Source organism: Muricoccus pecuniae, assembly GCF_014199205.1.
GTDB lineage: Bacteria > Pseudomonadota > Alphaproteobacteria > Acetobacterales > Acetobacteraceae > Roseomonas > Roseomonas pecuniae.
Window position 1 is genome coordinate 48,645 of sequence record NZ_JACIJD010000003.1, and the last position, 22,021, is coordinate 70,665.

General features: G+C 72.6%; 25 protein-coding genes. 6 read left to right on the forward strand and 19 right to left on the reverse strand.

Annotation, left to right across the window (positions count from 1 at the left end):
- Nucleotides 1-35: 35 nt before the first annotated feature.
- The 10 genes from FHS87_RS03955 to FHS87_RS04000 all read right to left on the reverse strand — a co-directional run bounded on the left by FHS87_RS03955 (nt 36) and on the right by FHS87_RS04000 (nt 9,005).
- Nucleotides 36-779 carry an ABC transporter ATP-binding protein gene (locus FHS87_RS03955; protein WP_184514141.1) on the reverse strand — a complete coding sequence of 248 codons (744 nt, stop codon included), beginning with the start codon at nt 777-779 and terminating at the stop codon, nt 36-38.
- Nucleotides 776-1,618 (reverse strand): ABC transporter ATP-binding protein, encoded by an 843-nt coding sequence (locus tag FHS87_RS03960; protein ID WP_281394293.1) that lies wholly within the window; start codon nt 1,616-1,618, stop codon nt 776-778. Before FHS87_RS03960 ends, FHS87_RS03955 begins: the two co-directional genes overlap by 4 nt.
- Nucleotides 1,615-3,012: a high-affinity branched-chain amino acid ABC transporter permease LivM gene (gene livM / locus FHS87_RS03965; protein ID WP_456306602.1), complete on the reverse strand. Its 1,398-nt coding sequence runs from the start codon at nt 3,010-3,012 to the stop codon at nt 1,615-1,617. The genes FHS87_RS03960 and livM overlap by 4 nt, the downstream gene beginning before the upstream one ends.
- On the reverse strand, nt 3,009-3,923 hold the full coding sequence (locus FHS87_RS03970) for an ABC transporter permease subunit (protein ID WP_184514143.1): 915 nt from the start codon (nt 3,921-3,923) through the stop codon (nt 3,009-3,011). The genes livM and FHS87_RS03970 overlap by 4 nt, the downstream gene beginning before the upstream one ends.
- A 107-nt stretch (nt 3,924-4,030) precedes the next feature.
- A complete protein-coding gene (locus FHS87_RS03975; RefSeq protein WP_184514145.1) occupies nt 4,031-4,591 on the reverse strand; it encodes an NADPH-dependent FMN reductase in 561 nt (186 codons plus the stop codon).
- Nucleotides 4,592-4,615: 24 nt separating this feature from the next.
- On the reverse strand, nt 4,616-5,341 hold the full coding sequence (locus FHS87_RS03980; protein WP_184514147.1) for a molybdate ABC transporter substrate-binding protein: 726 nt from the start codon (nt 5,339-5,341) through the stop codon (nt 4,616-4,618).
- A complete protein-coding gene (locus FHS87_RS03985) occupies nt 5,338-6,246 on the reverse strand; it encodes an NAD(P)-dependent oxidoreductase (RefSeq protein WP_184514149.1) in 909 nt (302 codons plus the stop codon). The genes FHS87_RS03980 and FHS87_RS03985 overlap by 4 nt, the downstream gene beginning before the upstream one ends.
- A complete protein-coding gene (locus FHS87_RS03990) occupies nt 6,246-7,214 on the reverse strand; it encodes a Bug family tripartite tricarboxylate transporter substrate binding protein (RefSeq protein WP_184514151.1) in 969 nt (322 codons plus the stop codon). The genes FHS87_RS03985 and FHS87_RS03990 overlap by 1 nt, the downstream gene beginning before the upstream one ends.
- Before the next feature lie 25 nt (nt 7,215-7,239).
- Complete coding sequence (locus FHS87_RS03995; RefSeq protein WP_184514153.1) at nt 7,240-8,331, reverse strand: Ldh family oxidoreductase; 1,092 nt, start codon at nt 8,329-8,331, stop codon at nt 7,240-7,242.
- Nucleotides 8,328-9,005, reverse strand: coding sequence for an RraA family protein (locus FHS87_RS04000; protein WP_184514155.1), 678 nt, complete (start codon nt 9,003-9,005; stop codon nt 8,328-8,330). Before FHS87_RS04000 ends, FHS87_RS03995 begins: the two co-directional genes overlap by 4 nt.
- 188 nt (nt 9,006-9,193) lie before the next feature.
- On the opposite strand from FHS87_RS04000, the gene FHS87_RS04005 reads away from it, so the two are divergent.
- Nucleotides 9,194-10,150 carry a tripartite tricarboxylate transporter substrate binding protein gene (locus tag FHS87_RS04005; protein ID WP_184514157.1) on the forward strand — a complete coding sequence of 319 codons (957 nt, stop codon included), beginning with the start codon at nt 9,194-9,196 and terminating at the stop codon, nt 10,148-10,150.
- Nucleotides 10,151-10,163: 13 nt separating this feature from the next.
- Here the strand turns inward: FHS87_RS04005 and FHS87_RS04010 are convergent, their stop codons facing one another.
- From FHS87_RS04010 to FHS87_RS04035, 6 genes are all read right to left on the reverse strand, one after another.
- Entirely contained in the window at nt 10,164-10,790 is a 627-nt protein-coding gene (locus tag FHS87_RS04010; RefSeq protein WP_184514159.1) for a YcnI family protein, read from the reverse strand.
- A 13-nt stretch (nt 10,791-10,803) separates the two neighbouring features.
- Entirely contained in the window at nt 10,804-11,280 is a 477-nt protein-coding gene (locus FHS87_RS04015) for a copper chaperone PCu(A)C (protein WP_184514161.1), read from the reverse strand.
- 73 nt (nt 11,281-11,353) lie between these two features.
- Complete coding sequence (locus tag FHS87_RS04020) at nt 11,354-11,722, reverse strand: DUF2946 family protein (protein WP_184514163.1); 369 nt, start codon at nt 11,720-11,722, stop codon at nt 11,354-11,356.
- Nucleotides 11,723-11,791: 69 nt separating this feature from the next.
- The gene (locus FHS87_RS04025) at nt 11,792-13,057 is read right to left on the reverse strand and encodes an aminopeptidase (RefSeq protein WP_184514165.1); all 1,266 of its coding nucleotides are present in this window, start codon (nt 13,055-13,057) and stop codon (nt 11,792-11,794) included.
- 66 nt (nt 13,058-13,123) lie between these two features.
- On the reverse strand, nt 13,124-14,713 hold the full coding sequence (locus FHS87_RS04030) for an ABC transporter substrate-binding protein (RefSeq protein ID WP_184514167.1): 1,590 nt from the start codon (nt 14,711-14,713) through the stop codon (nt 13,124-13,126).
- Between the two features lie 77 nt (nt 14,714-14,790).
- A complete protein-coding gene (locus FHS87_RS04035) occupies nt 14,791-15,216 on the reverse strand; it encodes an OsmC family protein (RefSeq protein WP_184514169.1) in 426 nt (141 codons plus the stop codon).
- A gap of 83 nt (nt 15,217-15,299) precedes the next feature.
- On the opposite strand from FHS87_RS04035, the gene FHS87_RS04040 reads away from it, so the two are divergent.
- Nucleotides 15,300-15,758: a GNAT family N-acetyltransferase gene (locus FHS87_RS04040; RefSeq protein WP_184514171.1), complete on the forward strand. Its 459-nt coding sequence runs from the start codon at nt 15,300-15,302 to the stop codon at nt 15,756-15,758.
- 6 nt (nt 15,759-15,764) lie between these two features.
- Here FHS87_RS04040 and FHS87_RS04045 read toward each other — a convergent pair whose 3' ends face one another.
- Nucleotides 15,765-16,340 carry a LysE family transporter gene (locus FHS87_RS04045; RefSeq protein WP_184514173.1) on the reverse strand — a complete coding sequence of 192 codons (576 nt, stop codon included), beginning with the start codon at nt 16,338-16,340 and terminating at the stop codon, nt 15,765-15,767.
- Nucleotides 16,341-16,444: 104 nt separating this feature from the next.
- On the opposite strand from FHS87_RS04045, the gene FHS87_RS23620 reads away from it, so the two are divergent.
- From FHS87_RS23620 to FHS87_RS04065, 4 genes are all read left to right on the forward strand, one after another.
- Nucleotides 16,445-16,810 (forward strand): HNH endonuclease family protein, encoded by a 366-nt coding sequence (locus FHS87_RS23620; protein ID WP_184514175.1) that lies wholly within the window; start codon nt 16,445-16,447, stop codon nt 16,808-16,810.
- A gap of 110 nt (nt 16,811-16,920) precedes the next feature.
- Nucleotides 16,921-18,600, forward strand: coding sequence for an energy-dependent translational throttle protein EttA (gene ettA / locus FHS87_RS04055; RefSeq protein WP_184514177.1), 1,680 nt, complete (start codon nt 16,921-16,923; stop codon nt 18,598-18,600).
- A gap of 11 nt (nt 18,601-18,611) precedes the next feature.
- Nucleotides 18,612-19,136, forward strand: coding sequence for a GNAT family N-acetyltransferase (locus FHS87_RS04060; protein ID WP_184514179.1), 525 nt, complete (start codon nt 18,612-18,614; stop codon nt 19,134-19,136).
- 60 nt (nt 19,137-19,196) lie between these two features.
- A complete protein-coding gene (locus tag FHS87_RS04065) occupies nt 19,197-20,375 on the forward strand; it encodes a M20 aminoacylase family protein (protein WP_184514181.1) in 1,179 nt (392 codons plus the stop codon).
- 4 nt (nt 20,376-20,379) lie between these two features.
- Here the strand turns inward: FHS87_RS04065 and FHS87_RS04070 are convergent, their stop codons facing one another.
- Nucleotides 20,380-21,009, reverse strand: coding sequence for an MlaC/ttg2D family ABC transporter substrate-binding protein (locus FHS87_RS04070; protein ID WP_184514182.1), 630 nt, complete (start codon nt 21,007-21,009; stop codon nt 20,380-20,382).
- A 176-nt stretch (nt 21,010-21,185) separates the two neighbouring features.
- Nucleotides 21,186-22,007 (reverse strand): MlaA family lipoprotein, encoded by an 822-nt coding sequence (locus FHS87_RS04075; protein WP_184514184.1) that lies wholly within the window; start codon nt 22,005-22,007, stop codon nt 21,186-21,188.
- Nucleotides 22,008-22,021: the final 14 nt, after the last annotated feature.

Sequence of the window (22,021 nt, forward strand, 5' to 3'; positions counted from 1 at the left end):
GTTGCGCGGAGCCTAGGGCGTGGCCTGCCCCGGCTTCAATGGGTTCCGAGATAGGCGTCCCTGACCTCCGGCCGGGCGAGCAGCTCGGCGCCCGTGCCCTCCAGCGTCGTGCGGCCGTTCACCAGCACGTAGCCGCGATGCGCCAGCCGCAACGCCTGGTTCGCGTTCTGCTCCACGAGCAGCACCGTCAGCCCGGTCTCCGCGTTCAGCCTGCGGATGGCCGAGAAGATCCCGCGCACCACCAGCGGCGCGAGGCCGAGGGAGGGCTCGTCCAGCAGCAGCAGCCTGGGCTTCGACATCAGCGCGCGGGCAATGGCGAGCATCTGCTGCTCACCCCCCGAGAGCGTACCGCCGCGCTGCGCCTCCCGCTCCTTCAACCGGGGAAAGAGGGTGAAGGCCTGCTCCAGCCCGGGCGCGGGATCGACGCCGAAGGATTGCGCGCCCATCAGCAGGTTCTCGCGCACCGTCATGCGCGGGAAGATGCGCCGGCCCTCCGGCGACTGGGCGATGCCGGCGCGCGCGATCTCGTGCATCGGCATGCCCGTGATGTCGCGCCCCTCGAAGAGGATGCGCCCGGTGCGCGCGCGCGGGCTGCCGAAGATGGTCATCAGCAGCGTGGATTTGCCCGCGCCGTTCGCCCCGATGAGGGTGACGATCTCGCCGGGATCGACATGGACGGAGACGTCCCGGAGCGCCTCCACCGCGCCATAGGCGGCGGTCACGCCCTCCAGCCGGAGCATCGCGGCCGAGGGAGCGCGGTTCTGAAGCGCCGCGCTCATGCCGCGCCCTCCACGGCGGGGGAGGGCGCCTCGTCGTCGTCTCCCGTGCCGAGATAGGCGGCAATCACCTTCTCGTCCGCGCGGATCGCGGCGGGGATGCCGTCGGCGATCTTCTTGCCGTGGTCGAGCACGACGATGTGGTCCGAGATGTTCATCACCACGCCCATGTCGTGCTCGATCAGCAGGATGGAGCAGCCGCCCGTGCGGATGAGGCGGATCAGCTCGGCCAGCTCCTCGGACTCGCGCGGGTTCAGCCCGGCCGCCGGCTCGTCCAGGCAGAGGAGGACGGGATCGGTGCACATGGCCCGCGCGATCTCCAGCCGCCGCTGCGCGCCATAGGGCAGGCTGCCGGCGGCGTCGTCGGCGCGGTCGAGAAGGCGGGTCGCCTCCAGCCAGTGCTTCGCGCGCTCCACCGCCTCCCGCTCCGCTGCGCGATAGCCGCCGAGGCCGAGCACGGCGGCGATGCCGAAGCCGGTCGCCGCCTGCAGCCGGTTGTGCTGCGCGACGAGAAGGTTCTCCAGCACCGTCATCCCCGGGAAGAGCCGGATGTTCTGGAAGGTGCGCGCGACGCCGGCCTGGGCGATGCGATGGCCGGGCGTGGCGTGCAGCGGCCGCTGGCCGTCGCGGCCATGCAGAAGGATTTCGCCCGCGCTCGGCGTGTAGAAGCCGGTGATGAGGTTGAAGACGGTCGTCTTGCCCGCGCCGTTCGGGCCGATGACCGCCGTGATCTCGCCCCGCGCCGCCTCGAAGGAGACGCGGTCCACGGCGGTGAGGCCGCCGAAGCGCATGACGAGGTCGCGGACCTCCAGGATGGGCGTGGGCAGGATGGGCGTGCTCATCCGTGGCCCTCCCCGACGAGATCGCCCGAGATGGATTTCCGCTTGCCGAGCGAGATGGAGGGCGTGCGGGTGGAGACCATGCCGCGCGGCCGCCAGACCATGATCACCACCATGGCCGCGCCGAAGGCGAGCATGCGCCACTCCTCCAGGTCCCGGAACGCCTCGAAGCCGCCGATCATGATCAGCGCGGCCAGCGCCACGCCGAGCTGGCTGCCGAGGCCGCCGAGCACGACGATGGCGAGGATGATCGCGCTCTCGATGAAGGTGAAGCTCTCGGGCGAGACGAAGGCCTGGCGCGTGGCGAAGAAGGCGCCGGCGAAGCCGCCGAACATGGCGCCGATCGCGAAGGCGGTGAGCTTCGTGTTCGTCACGTTGATGCCCAGCGCCCGGCAGGCGATCTCGTCCTCGCGCAGCGCCTCCCAGGCGCGGCCGAGCGGCTGGCGGCGCAGGCGCAGCGTGACCCAGTTCGTCAGCAGGGCGAGCGCCAGGATGAGGTAGTAGAGGAACACCACGCGATGGGTGGGGGAGGGTTCCAGCCCGAAGAAGTCGGAGAAGGAGCCGGGCCCGCCGCCCGCGCTGAAGGAGAGGCCGAAGAAGGAGGGGCGCGGGATGCCCGAGATCCCGTTCGGCCCGCCCGTGAGCGACACCCAGTTGATGAGCACCACGCGGATGATCTCGCCGAAGGCGAGCGTCACGATGGCGAGGTAGTCGCCGCGCAGCCGCAGCACGGGAAAGCCGAGGAGCACGCCCCAGAAGGCCGCCAGCAGCCCTGCCAGCGGCAGGCAGATCCAGAAGGACAGGCCGACGGTGGTGGAGAGCAGTGCGTAGGAATAGGCGCCGACGGCGTAGAAGGCGACATAGCCGAGGTCGAGCAGCCCCGCGAGCCCGACCACGATGTTCAGCCCCCAGCCGAGCATGACGTAGGTGAGCACGAGGATGCCGAGGTCGAGCACGTAGCGCGAGGTGCCCGGCAGGAAGGGCAGGGCGATCGCGAAGCCGAGCAGGACCGGCGCGACCAGCAGGCCGATGCGCCCGAGCAGCGCGGTGCGGCGGGCCGTGGGCGCGCGCCGCTCGGGGCGCAGGCTCTCCCAGAGGTTCAGCGCCAGCCGGCCCGCGAAGACGAGGCCGACGATGATCGCCACATCCGTCCAGCGCGTGCGGATGAAGAGCCCGCCGCCGGAGGGGCCGACATCCGTGCGGAGCCCGACCAGGGGGATGAACAGCCCCAGCGCCACCAGGGCGGCGATGCCCGCGTCCCGCAGCGCGTGGGCGAGCGGCGGGCGGGGCGGGGGCGGGGCGGCGGTGCGGGGAATACCCGTCATCTCGCCGGGATCGGGGACGCCATCGTCGTTATGCGGCACGCCGCCCTCGTGCGGCACGGCCACGCCGCTCATACCTTCTCCACCTCCGCGCGGCCGAGCAGGCCGGTGGGCATGAAGATGAGGGTGATGACGAGGATCGCGAAGGTCGCGACATCCTTGTACTGCACGGAGAAATAGGCGCTCCAGAAGGTCTCGATCAACCCGATCAGCAGCCCCCCGAGCACCGCCCCGGGCAGCGAGCCGATGCCCCCGAGTACCGCGGCGGTGAAGGCTTTCACCCCGGCGAGGAAGCCGATGTAGAAGTCGATCACCCCGTATCGCAGCAGGTACATCGTGCCCGCCACGGCCGCCAGCGCCGCGCCGATGACGAAGGTGATGCTGATCGTGCGGTCCGTGTCGATGCCGAGCAGCCCGGCCATTTTCCGGTCCTGCTCGCAGGCGCGCATGGCGCGGCCGAGCGGGGTGCGCGTGACCAGCCAGGTGAAGACCGCGAGCACGACGAGCGTCACGATCACGATCATCGCCTGCATGGTGGAGATGGAGACGGCGAAGCCGTTGCCGTGCCACAGTTCCACCCCGCCGGTGACGATGGACTCCATCGGCTTCACCCGCGCGCCCTGCGCCACCTGCACGTAGTTCTGCAGCACGATCGACATGCCGATGGCCGAGATGAGCGGCGCGAGGCGGAAGGAGCCGCGCAGCGGGCGGTAGGCCACGCGCTCCACCGACCAGCCGTAGAGCGCGGTGACGGCCATGGAGACGAGCAGCACGAGCAGGATCGCCCCCGGCCCCGCCGCCCATCCCCCCGAGCTGATCAGCACGAAGGAGATGAGGGAGATGAAGGCCCCCACCATGAAGATGTCGCCATGGGCGAAGTTGATCATGCCGATGATGCCGTAGACCATGGTGTAGCCCACGGCGATCAGCCCGTAGATCATCCCCAGGGCGACGCCGTTGATCAGCTGCTGCAAGGCGTAGGCCAAGCGCGCTCTCCTTTATCCCAGACCGGCTTTCCCGGCACCGCTCTCCGGCGGTGAAGCATCCCAGGATAGAACCTAAGCCGGGGGAGAGCGCCGAGTAAACGGGGGCCTCAGCCCCGCAGCCGCAGCGCCCAGTCCCGCAGCGCGGCCACCTGCTGGGCGATCAGCTTGCGGCTGGTCTCGTCCGTCACCCGCCCTTCCGCATCCACCTTCTGCCCGGACTGGCCGATGAACACCTCCGGCCGGTTCAGCGGATGGCCGTTCAGGTACACGAACATCTTCCGCAGGTCGTACTGCGCCCGCGCGGTGCCGAGCAGCCCCTGGGAGGCGCCCATGATGGCGATCGGCTTGTCGTCGAAGGGCTGGTCGGGGCCGCGGGAGGCCCAGTCGATCGCGTTCTTCAGCACGCCGGGAACGGAGTAGTTGTATTCCGGCGTCGCGATCATCACCGCATCCGCCGCGCGGATCGCCTGACGGAACGCCTCGACGGGGGCCGGATTTCCCGAGCCGGCGCGGAGGTCGTCGTTATAGGGCGGGATGTCCCCCAGCCCCTCGTAGATCGTCACCTCCACGCCTTCCGGCGCCAGCTCCGCCGCTGCGCGCAGGGCGGCGGTGTTGTGCGACCCCCGCCGAAGGCTGCCGGAAATGCCGAGGATCCTGAACGCGCCCATGCCGATCACCATTCCAGAAGGGGATCAGCCCTTATCCGGCGCGGGCGGCGCGGAGGCCAGCCCCTCCGCCACCGGCTCCAGCCCGGCTTCCCGCAGGGCCGGCGCTGCCTCCCCCGAAGCGAGGAAGCGGATCAGACGCCCGGCCGCCTCCGGCTGTGCCGCGCCCCGGAAAGCGGCGGCGGTGAAGACCGCGACCGTCTCCACCTCCCGCGGCAGGCGGCCGATCACCTCGATCCCCGGTACGGCCAGCAGCTCGCTCACCTGCTGCACGGCGAGCGAGGCCTCGCCCCGCACCAGCGGCTCCGCCGTGAAGCCGGAGGGGACGATCGTTGCCCGCGCGTTCACTGCCTCCGCGATGCCCAGCCGTCCGAGCAGCGCGGCGAAGGCGATGCCGCTCGCACCCGTGCGGGAATAGGCGACGGAGGGGGCGGCGAGCAGCGCCTCCTTCAACTCATCCACCGTGCCGATGCGCGGATGCGGCTCGCCCGCCCGCACGGCGAGCCCGATATGCGAGCGGACGAGGTCGGCCCGGCTCGCCGGGTCCAGCACGCCCTCCGCGATGAGTTCCTCCACCCCCTCGGCCGTCAGGACCACGGCATCCGCCCGCTCGCCGCCGCGGATGCGGGCGAGCAGGCCGAGGGTGGGCATGAAGTCGGCCGTCACCCGCATCCCCGCCGCCGCCTCGCAGCGCCCGAGCAGGCCGCGCATCGCCCCCGCCACGGCGAGGGTGGAGAGGAGGTGCAGGGTCATTCCTTCAGCCCCGAGAGCTCGGCCACCAGCGCGCCGAGGGAGGAGGAATCGAGCCCGCCCCGCCCGCTGTTCACCAGCGCCTCCATCATCTGCGCCGCCATGGCGGTGGCGGGGGCGAAGACGCCGTGGTCCCGCATGGCGGCCAGCGAGAGGCGCGTGTCCTTGCGCATCAGCTCGGCGCGAAAGCCGGGCTGGAAGGTGCGCTCGATGATGCGCTTGGCGTGGTTCTCCATGACGAAGGAGCGCGCGGAGCCGCCGAGCAGCGCCTGACGCATGAGGTCGGGGTCCAGCCCCGCCTTCCGCCCGAGGGCCAGCGCCTCCGCCACCGCCTGCATGGTGGCCGCGACCATGAGCTGGTTGGCGGACTTGCAGACCTGCCCCGCACCGGGCGGGCCGAGATGGGTGAGGGTCTTGCCCACCGCCTCCAGGAAGGGCCGCGCCGCCTCGAAGGCGCCGGCATCGCCGCCGATCATGCAGGTAAGCGTCCCGTCCCGCGCCCCCGCGGGGCCGCCGGAGACGGGGCTGTCCAGCAGATGGGCGCCGCGCTCCTCCAGCAGCCGGCGCGCGAAGCCGGCGGCGGGGGCGGCGGCGATGGTGCTGAAGTCGATCACCACCGCGCCCGGCGCCACGCCCTCGGCCACGCCGCCGGGGCCGAAGAGCACGGCCTCCACATCCGGCGTGTCGGGCAGGCAGAGGCCGATCACGGAGGCCCCGCGCGCGGCCTCGGCCGGCGTCGTGGCCCAGCGCGCGCCCGCGGCCTCCAGCGCCTCCGACTTGCCGCGGCTGCGGTTGGAGACGGCCAGGGCGAAGCCCGCCTTCACCACGTTCGCCGCCATCGCGGCCCCCATGACGCCGAGCCCGACGAAACCCGCAGGCGCAGGGGGAGAAATACGGTCCACAGCCATCAGGTCTTCCTCATCGCCGCGCGGATGGAATCGAGCAGCCGGTCCATCGAGGCCTGGAAGGTCGGCCCGTCGGCATAGCCGTCCGCCTCGCCCACCCGCTCCATGAAGCGCTGCCATGTCGGCGTCTGCATGCCCTGGCGGAAACGATCGTGCAGGTAGGTCACCATCTCGTCCGTCATGCCGGCGGGGCCGACCCAGCCCTTCATGTTGTCCGCCACGATGTCGTAGCCGAGCTCGCGCATCGTCGGCACGTCCGGATAGGCGGGCGCGCGCGCCTCGGAGGCGATGGCGAGGGCCTTCAGCGTGCCGGAGGTGACCTGCGAGCCCAGCTCGTCCGTCGCGTTGATGTTCAGCTGCGTCTGCCCGGCCAGCAAGGCCTGGAGGGCGGGGCCTCCGCCGGTATAGGGCACGTGCAGGAACTGCACCTCCGCCGCGCGCTCCAGCAGGATGAAGATGGAGTGGGAGAGCGTGCCCACCCCCGCCGAGCCGTGCGCCAGCCCGCCCGGATCGGCCTTGGCCGCCGCCAGTGCCGCGCGGAAATCGGCGTAGCGCGGCGCGTCACCTCCCTTGCAGACGAGGAGGTGCCCGTTCCGCGTCAGCCGGATCACGGCGCGGAAGGAGGTCTTGGGGTCGTAGGGGACCTCGCGATGGGCGGGGATGGAGGTGCTCTCGCTGCCGCCATGCATGACCAGCGTGTGCCCGTCCGGCGCCGCGCGGGCGACGAACTCGGCCGCCAGCGCCCCGCCCGCGCCGGGGCGGTTCACCACCACCAGGGGCACGGGGATCAGCGGCGCGCAGGCCTCGGCGATGGTGCGCGCGATGATGTCGCTGCCCCCGCCCGGCGCGAAGCCGACATTCAACTGGATCGGGCGCGTTGGCTGCCAGGGCCCGATGCGCTGCGCCAGGGCCGGGCAGGCCAGCGCCGTGCCGGCAGCGCCCAGGAGAGCCCGGCGGTTGATCCGCTCCATCCTCATTCCTCCCTTGCTTCGCGCCCTAGTCGTCGCTCAGTTCGTAGCGCGCACCCGATCTCTCGCAGATCGCGCGGATGTGCCGCTCCAGCGCGGGCGGGACGGGGATGCCCCCCGCTAGCCGCCTCTCGCGCTCCGCCGCTTCCGGATCGCCCGCCACCAGCACGGGGCGCGCGGGATCGGCGGGCGGGGTGGCGTGCAGCGCGTCGATCATCGCGTCCATCTCCTCCTCGAAGCCGCCCTCCGGCCGGAAGGCGCGGGGGTCGATGGCGAGGAAGAAGTGGCCGACATCGTCGGGATCGCCCGGCTTGCGGGTGGGATTGCGTAGCGGCCCGAAGGCGGCGCCGGTCAGCGTGGCCGAGAGCACCTGCACCATCACGCCGAGCCCGTAGCCCTTGTGCCCGCCCGTCACCTCCGCCCCGCCCAGCGGCGTCACGCCGCCGCCCGGTTCCTTGAAGATGATCTCCATGGCGCGGGCTGAGTCCGTCACCGGCCGCCCGGCCTCGTCCACCACCCAGCCCTCGGGGATCGGCTTTCCCTGGAGGTCGTAGACCTTCACCTTGTTGGCCGCGACCGTGGTGGAGGAGATGTCCAGCACGAAGGGCTGGTTCCGCAAGGCGGGCGCGGCGAAGGCGATGGGGTTCGCGCCGAGCAGGGGCAGCGTGCCGCGCGTGGGCACCATCAGCACCGTGCGCGCGGAGCTCGTGATCATCCCGATCACCCCCGCCGAGGAGGCGATGCGCGCGTAGTGCCCGGCCGCGCCGAAATGGTGGGAGTTGCGCACGCCCACCGCGCCGATGCCCGCCGCCTTCGCCTTCTCCACGGCGAGGCGCATCGCGAAGTCCGCATTGGGATGGCCGAGATTCGCGCCGCCATCCACCAGCGCCGTCGCCGGGGCATCGAGCACCACGCGCGGGCGCGCGGCGAGGTCGAGCTGGCCGTTCCCGCGGAAGCTCTCATACATCATCAGCATCGAGAGCCCGTGGCTGTCGATGCCCATGAGATCGGTTTCCACCATCGCCTCGGCGGTGGTGGCGGCGAGGTCGTCCGCCATGCCCCAGGCGCGCAGCACGCCCAGGATCTGGCGCCGGACGCGCTCCGCGGGGACATGCCTCATCGCGTGACGGCCACGCCCTTGGCGGCGAGCGTCTCCTCCACCCAGCCGCGCGGCCAGCCGGCGCCGCGGATCGCGGCCGTGGTCTCCGCCTCCTTCGCCGCATGCGCCTCGGCGGCCTCAATCACAGCGGCGGCCTCGGCGCGCGGGATGACGACGACGCCGTCCTCATCGGCCGCGATCAGGTCGCCCGGCATCACCACCTGCCCGCCGCAGGCGACGGGGTAGCCGATCTCGCCCGGCCCGTCCTTGTAGGGGCCCGAGGGATTGGCACCGCGCGCCCAGACGCCAATGTCCATCTTGCGGAGCCCCTCGATGTCGCGCACCGCGCCATCGATCACGATGGCGCCGACGCCGCGCTTCTCCGCGTGGCCGATCATCAGGTCTCCCGCGACGGCGATGTTCAGGTCCCCGCCGCCGTCGCAGACGATCACCTCGCCCGGGCGCGCGAGGTCCATGGCGCGGTGGAGGAAGAGGTTGTCGCCCGGCCGTGCCTTCACCGTGAGCGCAGGGCCGACATAGGTCCGCCGCCCGCCATAGGCGAGGAAGCCGCCGCGCATCGCCTGCAGCCGGTTCATCACGTCGCCGATATTGGCCACCGGCAGCTTCGCCGCACGGGCGATGAGGGCGGCGTCGGGCTCGGGCCGCGCCTCGGCGATACGGAGGCCGATGGTCATGCGGGAACTCTCCTGGCGATCCGCCGAAGCGGGATGGATAGGGAGAGATCGCGGCACAGGGCCGCGCGGCCCCGCCAGTCTCGTCGATTCCCTCCGTGCCGTCTTGGCGGCGTGGGGAAGCATCGTCACGATCACCCGGTATTGGCAAGCCGTGCCACCGAAACGATGCGGCCGCCCCGGAGGAAGTCATGCAACGACGCCAGCTCGCCACCCTCGCCGCGTCCGCCGCCCTGCTCGCGGCACGCCCCGCCCGCGCCGCCTGGCCGGAGCGGCCCGTCACCCTCATCGTCGCCTTCCCCGCGGGGGGCGGCACGGATGTCGCCGCGCGCACCCTCGCGCGCTTCATGGAGCGCGAGCTGGGCCAGCCCATCGTCGTGCTCAACCGCGGCGGCGCGGGGGGCGAGATCGGCTGGAGCGAGATGGCCCGCGCCCAGCCGGACGGCTACACCATCGGCTTCATCAACACGCCCAACATCCTCTCCATCCCCATCGAGCGCCAGGCGCGCTACAAGCTGGAGGACTTCGCGCCGGTCGCGAACGTGGTGGACGATCCCGGCGCCTTCGTCGTGCCGACGGACAGCCGGTTCCGCACGCTGTCCGACCTCGTCGCCTTCGCCCGCGCCAATCCGGACAACGTGACCTATGCCACCACCGGCATCGGCTCGGACGACCATCTCGCGGCCCTCGCCTTCGAGCGGCTGGCGGGGGTGCGGATGACGCATGTGCCCTTCGCCGGCGCCGCCCCCGTGCGCAACGCCCTCGTCGGCCGGCAGATCACCATGGCGAGCATGAATGTGGGCGAGGCGATCGCCGACATGCGGAGCGGCCTGGCCCGCGCCCTCGGCCAGATGGCGCCCGCCCGCTGGTCCGAGGCGCCGGACACCCCGACCTTCCGCGAGCAGGGCTTCGACGTGATCCAGGGCTCCATGCGCGGCCTCGCCGCCCCCGCCGGCGTGCCGGGGCCGGTGCTGCAGCGGCTGGCCGGGGCGGCGCGGGCCGCGATGGAGAACCCGGAGTTCCGCCAGCTCGCCACGCAGCAGGCGCTGCCCCTGCGCTATCTCGGGCCGGAGGAGTACGGCGCCGCGCTCGCGGCGCTGCGGTCGGAGCTGCAGGGGCTGTGGCGCGCCCATCCCTGGAAGGAGTAGGCGCGCCGGGGCGTCAGCGCCCCGCCACCACCCGGAGCAGCGGCGCTGGCTCCTTTGTCCGCTCCCCCGGCGAGGGCCGCTCCGTCCAGCGCGCGACCTTCCCGCCCTCGCATTCCTGCACGACGGGCAGGGCGAGGACGGTGCCCGGCTCGGCGGTGGTGCGGACCAGCAGGGCGAACTCGTCGAAATGGGCGTCGTCCAGCCGGCCCCCGGTCCAGGCGATCTCCCTTGGCCCGGCCGCGGCCGCGTGGCCGCCATGGCCGCCCGCGGCGGCCTGACCGCCGGCGACACTGTGCCCGGCATGGGTTCCGTGGCCCGCATGGGCGGCGTGGCCGCCCGGGGCGGTGCTGCCACCAGGGGCGGTGCTGCCGCTGGGGGCGGCGGCAGTGCCCGAGGCGGGGTCAGGGCCGATGACGATAGTCCAGCCCGGATGCGGCATGGGCCGCGCGCTCGCCAGTTCGGGCGGCAGCGTCACGCGCAGGGCGGTGGTCGCGGCGCCGCCGCAGCCATGGCCGACGCGGAGGGCGATGCGCGCATAGGTGCCGGCGGGCACCTCCGCCCGGTCCAGCACGACATGCGCGCCGGCGGGGGCGGAGAGGGCGGCGAGGAGGCCGAAGGCGGCGAGAATACGGGTGTTCATGGCCGGGCGCCCCTCAGTGGTGGTGCGCCGCGGGGGCCGAGGCCCCGGCCGCCTGGACCGCGACGGTCACCTGCACCTCTCCCGCCCGCTCGAAGCGGAGGGTGAGGGGGAGGGTCGCGCCCGGGCGCAGCGCCTCGGTGAGGCCGATCATCATCACATGCGCCCCGCCCGGCCGCAGGGCGGCGCTGCCCCCGGCCGGCACCTCGATGCCGGCGGTGGGGCGCATCCGCATCACATCCCCCTCGCGCACGGTCTCGTGGATCTCGGTCGTGCGGGCGAGGGGGGTGGAGGCGGCGACCAGCCGGTCCGGCGCGCTGCCGGCGTTGCGGAGGGTGAGGAAGGCGCCCCCGGTGCCGCCCTGCAGGGCCGCGCGGGCCCAGGGCTGCTCGACGGTGATGCCCGGGGCGGGGCCCTGGGCGGCGAGCGGGGAGGTGAGGGCGAGGGCGCCCAGCGCGGCCAGCCCGGCCACGGCGCGACGGTGAATGGTCATGATCTTGTCCTGAAGGTCCCGGTTCTTGGTTCCGGGCGCGCGGCGGCGCCCGGCGTGAGCGGTGCGGGTTCGATCAGGCGATGGGCGGGGCGCGCGGAAGCTGGGGCGGTGCCCGGGGCGGGAGGGGCGGCAGCCCCGGCCGGTCCGGCGCGGCGGTGACGAGCGCATGGCCCGCCGGGGCCGGCGGGATAGCGGGGGCGGAAGGGGGCGCGGCAGTGGGGGTGGGGCAGAGGTCGCAGCAATCCGCGGGGATCTCCCGCGGCACCGGCTTGCCGTCCCGGTCCACCAGGATGGAGCGGGGGCCGTGCGCGCTGCACAGCTCCACCCGCATCGCGCCGCCCCATGCCGCGAGCGCCCGCGCGTGCGGCACAGTCGCCGCGCTCCAGCCGAGCAGCAGCAGCAGGCCGAGAAGGCGCAGAAGGTGGTGCCGTGGGCGGCGCATCCCCCCGGCTCTAGCCGAGGCGCCGCCCGAAGTCATCCGGCCCGAAGGCATCCGGTATGACCGGGGCGGTCAGTCCACCCATTCCCCACCGCGCATCAGCGGCGTGCGCTCGCCCCCGGTGTCCAGCCCGTCCACCTCCACCTCGGGGGAGCCGATCATCCAGTCCACATGGATGAGGCTGCGATTCGCCCCGCGCCGGACCAGCTCATCCTCGGGGAAAATGTCCACGAAGCACTTCGAATAGGCCTGGCCGAGCGCGATGTGGCTGGCCGCGTTCTCGTCGAACAAGGTGTTCAGGAAGAGGATGCCGCTGCGCGCGATGGGGTTGGAGGAGGGCACCAGCGCCACCTCGCCGAGCTGGCGCGCGCCGGCATCGGTGGAGATCATCCGCTCCAGCACCTCCTGCCCGCGCGTGGCATGGGCCTCGACGATGGCGCCGGCCTCGAAGCGCACGCGGATGCCCTCGATCAGCGTGCCCTGGTGGGAGAGCGGCTTGGTGGCGGAGACCGTGCCCTCCGTCATTGCCCGGTGGGGGGTGGTGAAGACCTCCTCCGTCGGGATGTTCGGGTTGCCGTAGACGCCGTTCTTCGCCTTGCTCGCCCCGCCCATCCAGGCATGGCCCTCGGCCAGCCCGACGATCAGGTCCGTGCCGGGGCCGCGGAAGTGCAGGCGGTGGAAGCGCCTCTCGTTCAGCCGGTCCTGCCGCGCCTTCAGCCCGGCATTATGCGCGGCCCAGGCGGCGATGGGGTCGGGCTCGTCCACGCGGGTGGTGGCGTAGATCGCGTCCCACAGCCGCGCCACCGCGCCCTCCTCGCTCTCCCCGGGGAAGACGGCCCGCGCCCAGGCGGGATGGGCGAAGGGCACGAGGGTCCAGTTGATGTGGCTGTCGACGATCAGGTCGAGCGCCGGGCGGTAGGCGATGCTCTGCGCCCGGTTGGCCCGCGCCACCCGGGCGGGGTCCTGGCCGGAGAGGAGGGAGGGGTCGCTCCCCACGATGGCCAGCCGCGCCGCGCCCCCCCGATAGGCCGCGGCCATGCCCTCGAAGAGCCAGCCGGGGGCAGCGTCGAAGCTCTCGTCCCGCGCGTGCTGGTAGCGGAGCAGGGAGGACCTCTCGTCCGAGAGGATCGTCGTCACCAGCGAGGCGCCGGCTTCGTAGGCCTGAGCGGTGATAAGGCGCGCGAGGGGCAGCGCCTCTACCGGCGCCGTCATCACCAGTTCCTGCCCCGGGACGAGCCCGAGCCCGACCTTCACGGCCAGTTCCGCCAGCCGGTCCATGCGGGCATCGGGGGCGGCGGCGGTGGCGGGAAAAGGGGTGGGGGAGGGGGCGAGGTCCATCGGCGGGTCTCCTGTCCCGCCCAAGATCGAAGCCCCGGCCGCCATGGGCAAGGGGGAGGGGGGCGATCAGCCCCGCCTGACGTTCAGCGGCAGGGTCATGCCCCGCCGCTCCATCGCCAGCCCGCGGCGATGGGCGCAGTCGATGAAGTACTGGCCGAGCGGCCAGTAGGGCACGTCCTGGAAGAATTGGGCCTGGATGGCGCGCCCGGTGCGGGCCTGGGCGGCGGCGTCCGGCGCCTCCAGCCACTCGTCGCGCAGCGCCTCCAGCCGCGGGCTGCTCGGCCAGCCGAACCAGGCATCGCCGCCATTGGCGCGCAGCAGCGGATGGCCGCCGGGGTTGGAGAGGTCGTCGCCCCCGAACAGCACGACCACCGCGTTCCAGCCGCCCTGGGCGGGCGGGGCCTTGTTGCCGCGTCGCTGGAGCATGGAGCCCCAGTCGGAGACGGCGTCCTCCACCTCGAAGCCCATCTTCCGCATCATGTCGATGGCGACGAGAGTGAGGGCGTTGTTGTTCGGCTGGTCGGCGGGGTCGAGCATGACGACCTTCGCCCCCGCCTTGCCCGTTGCGGCCAGGGCCGCCCGCGCGGCCGCCATGTCCCGCGGCGAGGTGAGGACGGAGAGGCCCTCATCCGAGGCGAGGGACGTGCCCGGCGGGAAGGGGCCGACGCCATCGCGCCAGAGGCTCCGGTCGCCTCCCATGATCGCCTGCATGAAGTCCGCCTGGGCCAGGGCGGGCCAGACGGCGCGGCGCACGGCGGGGTCGTCGAAGGGCGGGTGGAGGTGGTTCGGGCGCAGCATCACCACCGTGCCGCTCGTCTCCACGCGGTCGATCACCACGTCCCGCCGCCGGGCGAGGACGGGGCGGAGGTCGTTGTGCATCCGCTCCCAGATATCCACCTCGCCGGCCTGGAGCGCGGCCGAGGCGGTGCCGGGATCGGGGATGTGGCGCCACTCCATCCGCTCGAAGCTCGCGATCTTCGGCCCGGCCGTCACCCCCGGCCGGCCCACGGGCGATGGCACGTAGCGGTCGTAGCGGCGATAGACGACCTGCGCGCCCGAGCGCCGCTCCTCCGCCACGAAGCGGTAGGGGCCGGAGCCGACGATCTCCGTCAGCGGCGTCATGGCGGGGGTGGCGGCGAAGCGCTCGGGCATGATGAAGCAGGGATAGGAGGAGGACTTGCCCAGCGCCTCCAGCATCACGCCGAAGGGGCGGCGCAGGCGGATCTCGAAGCGCCGGTCGTCGAGGGCGCGCATCTCCTCCATCCGCGCCGCGAGCGTCTGGCCATGCGTGTCCCGCACCATCCAGCGGCGGATGGAGGCCACGGCGTCGGCGGCGCGGATCCTCTCGCCATCGTGGAAGGTCGGGCCTTCGCGCAGGGTGAAGGTCCAGCGCCGCCCGTCATCCTCCACCCCGTGCCCCTCGGCGAGCTGCGGCTGCGGGCGGTAGTCGGCATCCAGTCCGTAGAGCGTGTCCCAGCACATATGGCCGTGGTTCCGCACGGCATAGGAGGTGGTGGAGAGCGGATCGAGGGTCGTCACGTCGGCCTGGGGGATGAAGCGCAGCACATGCGCCGCGTCGCCCTGGGCGATGGCGGGCGCGCCGCGCAGCAGGGTGCCGGCCGCCGCGCCGCCGAGAAGGGTGCGTCGTGTCGTCATCGGGCCGCCTTTCCGTCGCTCGGGGCGCCCATGCGACGGAGCCCGCGCCGCCCTGTCAAGCGGCGCGGGCGGAGGGCTCAGCTCTCCAGCGTCGCGTCCAGCGAGATCTCTGCCTTCAGGACCTTCGAGACGGGGCAGCCGGCCTTCGCCTTCGCCGCCAGCTCCTGGAACCCGGCATCGTCCGTGCCGGGCACCTTGGCGCGCAGGGTGAGGTGGATCTTCGTGATCTCGAAGCCGTCCCCCACCTTGTCGAGCGTGACGTCGGCCTTCGTCTCCATCCGCTCCGCCGTCAGCCCGGCGCCGCCGAGGATGGCGGAGAGCGCCATGGTGAAGCAGCCGGCATGGGCGGCGCCGATCAGCTCCTCCGGGTTCGTGCCCTTCACCCCTTCGAAGCGCATGGCGTAGCCGTAGGGATGGGCGTTCATCGCCCCGCTCTCGAGCGAGATCGTGCCGCGCCCGTCCTTGAACCCGCCCTCCCAGGTGGCGGAACCGTGCTTCTGCATTGATCTATTCCTATCTGACCGGGCGGATCGCCCGCCCCGCCGCCCTCAACGCGGGCCGGGGAGTGGGGTTCGCTGGAGGGATTATGGCGGGTGGAACGCGCTACGGGGTGGAGATCCGGTCCGCCCTGCCGGCGGATGCGGGAGACCTCGCCGGGATGCTCGGCGGCACGGCGCGGGAGATGGCGAACCGGCTGGAGGTGCTGCTGAAGGACCCCGCCTCCTCCGTGCTGGTCGCCACGGGCTGGAACGGCGCGGCGATCGGGGTCATCGCCCTGCACCGGCACCCCTCCCTCGCCGCCGACCGGCCGCTCGCCCGCATCACCGCGCTCGCCGTGGCGGAGGAGGAGCGGCGCAACGGCATCGGCCGCCTGCTCATCAAGGCCGGCGCCCAGGCCGCCCGCGCCGGCGGCTGCGAGACGCTGGAGGCCGCCCCGCCGGAGGGCGAGGACAGGGGCGCTGCCTTCCTCTCGGCCCTCGGCTTCATCCCGGCCGGGGCCAACCTCGCCCGCCCGCTCCGCAAGCGCGCGGCGGACGCGGCCTGAACCGGGCTAGCGCAGCAGCGGCCCCGCCACGAGCAGGATCGCGAAGGCGCCCACGGCGGCCGCCCCGACGCGCGGCACCAGCCCCGCCCGGCCCACCGCCCCCGCCGCGCGCCCCAGCACGGCGCCGAGGGCGATCCAGGCCAGCGCCACCCCCGCCAGCAGCCCGAGGAAGCCGAGGGTGTAGGGCCACCAGCGCTCCGCCCCGAAGGGGATCACGCCGAGGGCGAAGACGATCGCCTTCGGGTTCAGCAGGGTGGTGACGAAGACCTGCCGGGGCGTGACCGGCGCGGTGGAGAGGTCCACCGCCCCCCGCCGCCAGAGCTTCGCCGCGAGGAGGAGGAGATAGGCCCCGACCGCCAGCCGCAGCCCCAGCGCCACCTCCGGCCGGGAGGCGATGACCGGCCCGAGGGCGAGCCCGATCGCGTGGATGGAGATGAGGTATCCGCCCGCCTCGGCCGGGACGAGCGGCAGGGCCCGGCGGAAGCCGACCGTGCCGCCGGCCGCCGCCAGCAGCGTGTTGGTCGGCCCGGGGGTGCCGAGGATGAGCAGCACGGTCAGCGCGAAGAGGATGGGGTCCTGCATGGCCTGTCCGGAGAGAGGGGCCGCGCTTCTTACCGCCCCGCCGGGGGGCTGGCCAGGAAGGAGCGGGGCTTCACGCCCCGGCGCCCCGTTCCCATATCAATCGTGTGTCCCGCCGCCACGAGAAGCGCGCCGCGCGCCAGGAGCGCGGCCCTCCCCCCGAGCCCGCGGGGGATGCGACCTGCCCGCTCTGCCTCCGCCCCATCCCGCCCGGCGCCCGCGCCAGCCGCCACCACCTGACGCCTCGGCTGAAGGGCGGCACGCATCGCGGCACGGTGCTGATGCACCATATCTGCCACCAGGCGATCCATGCCCGCTTCACCGAGACGGAGCTGGCCCGCCATTTCACCGACCCCGATATTCTGCGCGCCGAGCCGCGCCTGGCCGATTTCCTGGGCTGGGTGGCGGGCAAGCCGCCGGACTTCCACGCCCCCACCCGCGCCTCGCGCGAGCGCTTGCCGAAATGGCGCTGAACCCTTCCTGAAACCCCGGCGAGCCCCGCCCCCCTTAACCTGCCGAGCCTTGGCGCGCGGGGGTGCGGCGGCTAGAACCCCCGCCGCAGCACGCCTCCGGAGCCCCCACCATGGCCGCTTACCAGTACATCTACGTCATGAAGGACCTGACCAAGTCCTATCCGGGCGGTCGCGAGGTCTTCAAGGGCATCACCCTGTCCTTCCTGCCCACGGTGAAGATCGGCGTGCTCGGCCCGAACGGTGCCGGCAAGTCCACGCTGATGCGGATCATGGCCGGGCAGGACAAGGAGTTCGGCGGCGAGGCCTGGGCGGCCGAGGGCGTGCGCGTGGGCTACCTGTCCCAGGAGCCGCATCTCGATCCGGACAAGACCGTGGGCGAGAACGTCCGTGCCGCCTTCGGCTCGCTCAACGCCGATCTCGATCGCTTCAACGAGATCAGCATGAAGTTCGCCGAGGAGATGTCCGAGGACGAGATGAACACGCTCCTCGCCGAGCAGGCCGAGCTGCAGGAGCGGATCGACGCCGCCAATGGCTGGGACCTCGATCGCACCGTCGACATCGCCCTCGACGCCCTGCGCTGCCCGCCGTCCGAGAGCAAGGTGACCCATCTCTCCGGCGGCGAGCGGCGCCGCGTGGCGCTGTGCAAGCTGTTGCTGGAGAAGCCCGACCTGCTCCTGCTCGACGAGCCGACGAACCACCTGGACGCCGAGAGCGTCTCCTGGCTGGAGAAGACGCTGCGCGAGTACGAGGGCGCGGTGCTGATCGTCACCCATGACCGCTACTTCCTGGACAACGTGACCAACTGGATCCTCGAGGTCGATCGCGGCCGGGGCATCCCCTATGAGGGCAACTACTCCGCCTACCTCAACGCCAAGCGCAAGCGCCTGGCCCAGGAGGAGAAGGAGGAGAGCACGCGCCAGCGCCAGCTCGCCGAGGAGCAGGAGTGGATCGGCCGCAGCCCGGCCGCGCGCCAGTCCAAGAGCAAGGCGCGCATCCAGGCCTATGAGGAGCTGCTGCAGAAGAGCCTGGACAAGGCGCCCGATCCCACCGAGATCCAGATCCCGCCCGCGCCGCGCCTGGGCAACATCGTCATCACGGCCGAGAACATCCGCAAGGCCTACGGCAACCGCCTGCTGATCGACGACCTGTCCTTCAAGCTGCCCCCGGGCGGCATCGTCGGCGTCATCGGCCCGAACGGCGCGGGCAAGACCACGCTGTTCAAGATGATCACCAAGCGCGAGGAGCCGGACGCCGGCACCATGGTGATCGGCGACAGCGTGCAGCTCGGCTATGTCGACCAGAGCCGCGACACGCTGAACGACAAGAACACCGTCTGGAAGGAGATCTCCGACGGGCAGGAGCTGATCACCATGGGCAAGCGCCAGGTGCCCAGCCGCGCCTACTGCGCCGCCTTCAACTTCAAGGGCGGCGACCAGCAGAAGCCCGTCGGCGTGCTCTCGGGCGGCGAGCGCAACCGCGTGCACCTGGCGAAGATGCTCAAGAACCCGCACAACGTGCTGCTGCTGGACGAGCCGACCAACGACCTCGACGTGGACACGCTCCGCGCGCTGGAGGAGGCGCTGACGGATTTCGCCGGCTGCGCCGTCATCATCTCGCACGACCGCTGGTTCCTCGATCGCCTCGCGACCCACATTCTCGCCTTCGAGGGCGACAGCCATGTCGAGTGGTTCGAGGGGAACTACCAGGCCTATGAGGCGGACAAGCGCCGCCGCATGGGGGCCGCGGCCGACCAGCCGCACCGGATCAAGTACCGGCCGCTGACGCGCTAGCCACGCCAGCCGTGCAACCGGCCGCCGGGCACCTCGTCCTCTCCCGCGTCGTCCGCACGCCGCGGCTGACGCTCCTCCCCGTCGGGAAGGAGAACCTTCCCGATCTCGTCCGCCTGAAGGCCGATCCGGAGGCCTTCTCGCTGATGCTCCACGGCACCCGCACCCCCGAGCGGACGGAGGAGGAGCTGGAGGACGACATCGATTTCTGGGAGGTCCGGGGCTACGGCACCTGGGCCGTCCACCGCACCGAGGACGGCGAGTTCCTCGGCATCGCCGGGCTGATGGAGCGGCCGGACGGGCGCGGCGTCGCGCTGCGCTACGCCCTCTGGCCCTCCTGCCGCGGCCATGGCTACGCGCGGGAGGCCGCGCGCGCCGCGCTGGATTTCGGCCACGCGGCCGGGCTGCGCCGGATCATCGGCATCGCGCGGGAGACGAACGCGGCCTCCCGCGCGGTGATGACCGATATCGGCATGGCGGAGGCCGGGGAGTTCCGCAACGCCGGCAACCGCATGCTCGTCTTCGAGAGCCTGCGATAGGCGAGGTTGCCCGCCGGCCGGCGCCGCCGCATCCTCCTGCACCGCAGCAAGGAGATCCCGATGCCGACCCTCGCCCCGATCGAGGCCCTCCGCGCGGAGATGAAGGACTGGCGCCGCGACTTCCACGCCCATCCCGAGATCGGCTTCAAGGAGGTTCGGACCTCCGGCATCGTGGCGGAAAGGCTGGAATCCTGGGGCATCGAGGTGCACCGGGGCCTGGGCAGGACGGGGGTGGTGGGCGTGCTGCGCGGCAAGCGCCCGGGCAACCGCGCCGTCGGCCTGCGCGCCGACATGGATGCCCTGCCCATGCCGGAGCTGAACGACTTCGCCCATCGCAGCACCAACCCGGGGGCCATGCATGCCTGCGGCCATGACGGGCACACCGCCATGCTGCTCGGCGCCGCGAAGCACCTGGCGGCCACGCGGGATTTCCCCGGCACCGTCCACTTCATCTTCCAGCCCGCCGAGGAAGGGCTGACCGGCGCGCTGGAGATGGTGCGCGACGGGCTGTTCACCCGCTTTCCCTGCGATGCCGTCTACGGCCTACACAACCATCCGAGCCTGCCGCTCGGCACGGTGGCCGTCCGCCCGGGCACGGTGTTGGCCGCGGTGGACTACTTCTCCATCCGCCTGCACGGGAAGAGCAGCCACGGCGCCGAGCCGCAGAACGGGCTCGACCCGCTGCCCTGCGCGGTGGCGATCTACAGCGCCCTGCAAACCCTGGTGAGCCGCCGCACCAGCCCGCACGACACGGCCGTGCTGAGCATCGGCCAGTTCCATGCCGGCACCTCGGACATCGTGATCCCGGAAACCGTGGAGATGCGCGGCACCATCCGCACCCTCCTGCCCGAGACCCATGACCGGCTCGCCGCCCTGTTCCGGCAGGTGGTGGAGGGCATCGCCGCCGCCCATGGCGTGCGGCTGGAGCTGGACCACCGCTTCTCCTACCCGCCCACCATCAACACCCCGGCCCAGGCGGCGCTGGCGGCCGGGGTGGCGGCGGAGGTGGTGGGGGCGGAAGGGGTGAGGGGCGATCTCCCCTCCCTCACGGCGGGGGAGGACTTCGCCTACATGCTGAACGAGGTGCCCGGCGCCTTCCTGCTGCTCGGGCAGGCGGGGGAGGCGGAGACGAGCCGCACCCCCGTGCATAACGGCCGCTACGACTTCAACGACGACCTGCTGCCGGTAGGGGCAAGCCTTCTCGTGCGCCTGGTCGAGCGGGAACTGGCGCTGGGCTAGGGCCTCAGCGCCCCTCGCGCGCCGCCAGCTGCGAGACCTGGTTCCGCATGGCGTCCAGCAGCGCCGAGACGCGGCCGCCGTTGCGGCTGATCACGGCGGAGTACTCGCTGCGCGTCGTCAGCCGGAGCGAGGTGCCCTCGGCGATCACGTCCACGACGCGGGGCTGGCCGCCCACCTCGCCCACCCGCCAGTCGAGCGAGAAGGCGGCGGTGTTCGGGCGCTCGACGATCGTGTTCACCAGTGTGTCGTCCTCGGCGCGCTGCTGGGTGCGGCCGAGGGAGAAGCGCACGCCCTGGTACTCGCCGAAGCGGGCGGAGAGGTTGCGGATCAGCGTCTCCTCGAAGAGCCGCATGTACTCCGCCTGCTCGTCCGGGCTCGCCTGGCGCCAGTAGCGGCCGAGGATGAAGCGGCCTACCCCGTCCACGTCCACGGCGCGGCGCAGGATAGCCGCCACCTGTTGCCGGCGCTGCGCAACGGAGCCGCCGCCATTGATGGCCGCCACCAGCTCACGGCCGGTGGCCTGGATGAAGGTCGTCGCGCGGCCGGTGTCCACGGCCTGGGCAAGGGCCGGCCCCGCCATCAGTGCGGGCAGGGCGGCGAGGAAGAGGCGGCGGGCGAGCGTCACATCGGGCATCGGGGCGGGGGTCTCGTTCTCTGGGCGGCGCGGCACGATGCGCCGGGCCGCGCCGCAAATGGGGCCTGGGCGTTGCCGCCTCAACGCCCGGGGGAGGTTTCCGTTCCCCCCGGCGCCTCGGGGGTGCCAAGCGGCACCCCGGGGATGCCGGGCGGCTTCCCCGGGGGGCGACCGCCTCAGGGCTGGGGCGAGGAGGGGGTGCTGCCGAGCCCGGTGCCCAGGCCCTGCGGCGCGTCGGGGGTGCCGGCGCGGTTGGCGATCTCCCGCGCCCGCTGCTGGCGGTAGGCGCTGCGGAGCGTGGCATAGGGGTCGAGGCTCGTGCGCTGCACGTCGTCCAGCGTGTCGAGCAGGGACTCCCGGGTGCTGACCACGGTGGTGCCGGCGCGGATGTAGTTCAGCGTGTCCGCCAGGTCCCGGTTGCCGTAGGTCAGCCAAGTGAAGGGGTCGGCGGCGATGCCGGCGGCGAAGCCGGCGAGGTCGCGCGGGTTGCTCGGGCCGAGGATGGGGATGAAGAGGAAGGGCCCTTCCTCCACCCCGGCCACCGCGAAGGTCTGGCCGAAATCCTCGGTATGCGGCGGCAGGCCGAGATCCTTCGCCACGTCCAGGATGCCGCCGATGCCGACGGTGGAGTTCAGCAGGAAGCGCTGGAGGGTGGTGCCGAAGCGCCCGGTCTCCCCCTGGAGCGCGTCGTTCATCAGGATCACCGGGCTGCGCAGGTTGCTCAGCACGTTGGAGACGCCGGTGCGGACGGGCTGGGGCAGCACGGCGCGGTAGGCGACGGCCACGGGGCGCAGCACCGCCGTGTCGATGGCCTGGTGCACGTCGTACATCGCGCGGTTCCAGGGCTCGATGGGGTCGTTGGTGGCGCGGAACTCCTCCAGCGCCTCGGGGTCGTCGGCCGGCGGGCGCGTGGCGCAGCCCGCGAGAGACCCGCCCAGCAGCGCGAGGCCGAGCAAGGGGGCGAGCAGGCGGGAGAGGGGCGGGCGGGGAGGGCGCATCGGCTCGGGCATCC

Bases quoted from the DNA above. Each gene is read 5' to 3' on its own strand.
- FHS87_RS04035 (WP_184514169.1), bottom strand. From the start codon at position 15,216: ATGCAGAAGCACGGTTCCGCCACCTGGGAGGGCGGGTTCAAGGACGGG.
- FHS87_RS04030 (WP_184514167.1), bottom strand. From the start codon at position 14,713: ATGACGACACGACGCACCCTTCTCGGCGGCGCGGCGGCCGGCACCCTG.
- FHS87_RS04000 (WP_184514155.1), bottom strand. From the start codon at position 9,005: ATGACCATCGGCCTCCGTATCGCCGAGGCGCGGCCCGAGCCCGACGCC.
- FHS87_RS04025 (WP_184514165.1), bottom strand. From the start codon at position 13,057: ATGGACCTCGCCCCCTCCCCCACCCCTTTTCCCGCCACCGCCGCCGCC.
- FHS87_RS03990 (WP_184514151.1), bottom strand. From the start codon at position 7,214: ATGGAGCGGATCAACCGCCGGGCTCTCCTGGGCGCTGCCGGCACGGCG.
- FHS87_RS04075 (WP_184514184.1), bottom strand. From the start codon at position 22,007: ATGCGCCCTCCCCGCCCGCCCCTCTCCCGCCTGCTCGCCCCCTTGCTC.
- livM (WP_456306602.1), bottom strand. From the start codon at position 3,012: ATGAGCGGCGTGGCCGTGCCGCACGAGGGCGGCGTGCCGCATAACGAC.
- FHS87_RS03995 (WP_184514153.1), bottom strand. From the start codon at position 8,331: ATGAGGCATGTCCCCGCGGAGCGCGTCCGGCGCCAGATCCTGGGCGTG.
- FHS87_RS04040 (WP_184514171.1), top strand. From the start codon at position 15,300: ATGGCGGGTGGAACGCGCTACGGGGTGGAGATCCGGTCCGCCCTGCCG.
- FHS87_RS03955 (WP_184514141.1), bottom strand. From the start codon at position 779: ATGAGCGCGGCGCTTCAGAACCGCGCTCCCTCGGCCGCGATGCTCCGG.
- FHS87_RS04015 (WP_184514161.1), bottom strand. From the start codon at position 11,280: ATGACCATTCACCGTCGCGCCGTGGCCGGGCTGGCCGCGCTGGGCGCC.
- FHS87_RS03985 (WP_184514149.1), bottom strand. From the start codon at position 6,246: ATGGCTGTGGACCGTATTTCTCCCCCTGCGCCTGCGGGTTTCGTCGGG.
- FHS87_RS03960 (WP_281394293.1), bottom strand. From the start codon at position 1,618: ATGAGCACGCCCATCCTGCCCACGCCCATCCTGGAGGTCCGCGACCTC.
- FHS87_RS03980 (WP_184514147.1), bottom strand. From the start codon at position 5,341: ATGACCCTGCACCTCCTCTCCACCCTCGCCGTGGCGGGGGCGATGCGC.
- FHS87_RS04010 (WP_184514159.1), bottom strand. From the start codon at position 10,790: ATGAACACCCGTATTCTCGCCGCCTTCGGCCTCCTCGCCGCCCTCTCC.
- FHS87_RS04005 (WP_184514157.1), top strand. From the start codon at position 9,194: ATGCAACGACGCCAGCTCGCCACCCTCGCCGCGTCCGCCGCCCTGCTC.
- FHS87_RS04065 (WP_184514181.1), top strand. From the start codon at position 19,197: ATGCCGACCCTCGCCCCGATCGAGGCCCTCCGCGCGGAGATGAAGGAC.
- FHS87_RS03975 (WP_184514145.1), bottom strand. From the start codon at position 4,591: ATGGGCGCGTTCAGGATCCTCGGCATTTCCGGCAGCCTTCGGCGGGGG.
- ettA (WP_184514177.1), top strand. From the start codon at position 16,921: ATGGCCGCTTACCAGTACATCTACGTCATGAAGGACCTGACCAAGTCC.
- FHS87_RS04070 (WP_184514182.1), bottom strand. From the start codon at position 21,009: ATGCCCGATGTGACGCTCGCCCGCCGCCTCTTCCTCGCCGCCCTGCCC.
- FHS87_RS04045 (WP_184514173.1), bottom strand. From the start codon at position 16,340: ATGCAGGACCCCATCCTCTTCGCGCTGACCGTGCTGCTCATCCTCGGC.
- FHS87_RS04020 (WP_184514163.1), bottom strand. From the start codon at position 11,722: ATGCGCCGCCCACGGCACCACCTTCTGCGCCTTCTCGGCCTGCTGCTG.